This is a genomic window from Candidatus Magnetobacterium casense, from assembly GCF_019173545.1.
In the GTDB taxonomy this organism is placed as follows: Bacteria; Nitrospirota; Thermodesulfovibrionia; order Thermodesulfovibrionales; family Magnetobacteriaceae; genus Magnetobacterium; species Magnetobacterium cryptolimnobacter.
Map to the genome: position 1 here is coordinate 1 of NZ_JABXWD010000544.1, position 1,878 is coordinate 1,878.

Sequence of the window (1,878 nt, forward strand, 5' to 3'; positions counted from 1 at the left end):
GAAATAATGGGGTCAAGGGGACTGGTCCCCTTGCGGGGGGTTCTGAAGGGGGGCGGAGCCGCCCCTTTCTTTCTTGTATGCAGGCAATTTTGATACCCGAAAAAACTCGGATCCGAATCAGTATATCACAGGATTTTTTTACAGCAAGAAACATTTGACCCTTAGATTTTAGATGGGGCAATTCGCTGTCTATCAATTTTTAGCCTGCTTTGATTATAATATCTGACGGGTCTTGTTCACAAGTAAAATAAAAATCTATAAAGAGAGGGATAAATTAAATGAAATTTGGAGCAATCACACACTATCTTACCGGAGTGGCTGTGCCTGTCTCTGGTATCAGGACGGAGGAGGGCTGCGGGATTGGTGAATTCCTTGATCTGATACCCTTTGGAGCATGGTGCGGGAAGGCAGGACTTGATGTTATACAGATACTGCCTATCAACGACACCGGCAGAGATACCTCCCCATACAATGCCCTGACGGCATTTGCCCTGCACCCAATCTATATCCGCCTGCAGGCGCTGACAACCGCCAACCTGGAACTGACGGACGATTTTGCAGCAGAGATAAAGAAAACTGCCGCAAAATTAAACGCCCTCAAAAACGTCAACTACAACGAGGTCGGTCAGTTCAAACTGACAATGCTAAACAAGATATACACGCTCAATAAAACTCGCATACAGTCCAACAAGGACATCCTGGCCTGGATGGCCTCCAAGCCCTGGCTGAAACAGTACGCCGTCTACCGCGTATTAAAAGACCTCAACGGACAAAAACACTGGCAAAACTGGAGCACCCTCAACAACCCCTCCACCAGCGACATCGATGCCTTCTGGGACAAACACACCGACGAAGTGATGTTCTATGCCTGGGTACAGTACGAGCTGGAGGCACAGTTGACAAAGACCTCCAGGGCACTTGAAGACATGGGATTGAAGCTCAAGGGCGACATCCCCATACTCATTAACGAGGACAGCGCCGATGTTTGGGCACAACGCCAGTACTTTGACCTGAGCATGAGGGCAGGAGCACCGCCGGATATGTTCTCCGATAGGGGCCAGAACTGGCGCTTCCCATGCTACAACTGGTCGGCCCTGGAAAAGGACGACTACAAGTGGTGGCGGCAGAGACTCAAGCAGGCCGCAAACTTCTACCACGTCTATCGCATTGACCACGTCCTGGGATTCTTCCGCATATGGCAGATACCTGAGCCAGAACACACCGGCGTGCTGGGCAGCTATGAGCCTGCCTCATGGTTATCCAAAACGGAACTCAACAATATCGGCTTTGACGAAGACGGCATACGACGCCTGGTAGTGCCGACTTTTACGAAGTCGTATCTCAGGAGCTTCTTTGGCAACGACTCCGAGCGCATTATCAACAGCTACTTCGCACATATCGGCAACGACAACTACGTCTTTGCCACTGCCATATCCAGTGAAAATATCATCATGGCCATCGCCGATGAATCATACATCAAGGACAAACTCCTTGAGCTGTACTGGGACAGGGTCATGCTCACAAACCCCAAGGCTCCCAAGGGGACAGACCAGTATCAGCCCACGTGGTTCTATTACAGAACCAGGACATTCAATAACCTCCAGGAAGGTCAGCGCAGACAGCTTACTGACCTCATCGAAAGAAACAAGGTCAGACACGAAGAGGTCTGGAAGGTCAATGGCAAGCGACTCCTCAAGATGATGGCCGAAACAACGGACATGCTCGTCTGTGCCGAAGATCTCGGTGCAATCCCCGAGTGCGTACCGGGAGTGCTTGCAGATATGAAGATACTAGGCCTTAGGATTGAGCGATGGGCCAGGGAGTACAAGAAGCATGATGCCCCCTACATCCCCCCTACACACTATCCGCGTCTGTCGG

The 1,878-nt window shown here is 50.7% G+C and carries 1 protein-coding gene; it reads left to right on the forward strand.

Annotated features, from left to right (window positions below; genetic code table 11):
- Positions 1 to 278 precede the first annotated feature (278 nt).
- Positions 279 to 1,878 (forward strand): 4-alpha-glucanotransferase (locus HWQ67_RS17380; RefSeq protein ID WP_218253959.1); only part of this gene is annotated, 1,600 nt, incomplete at its 3' end.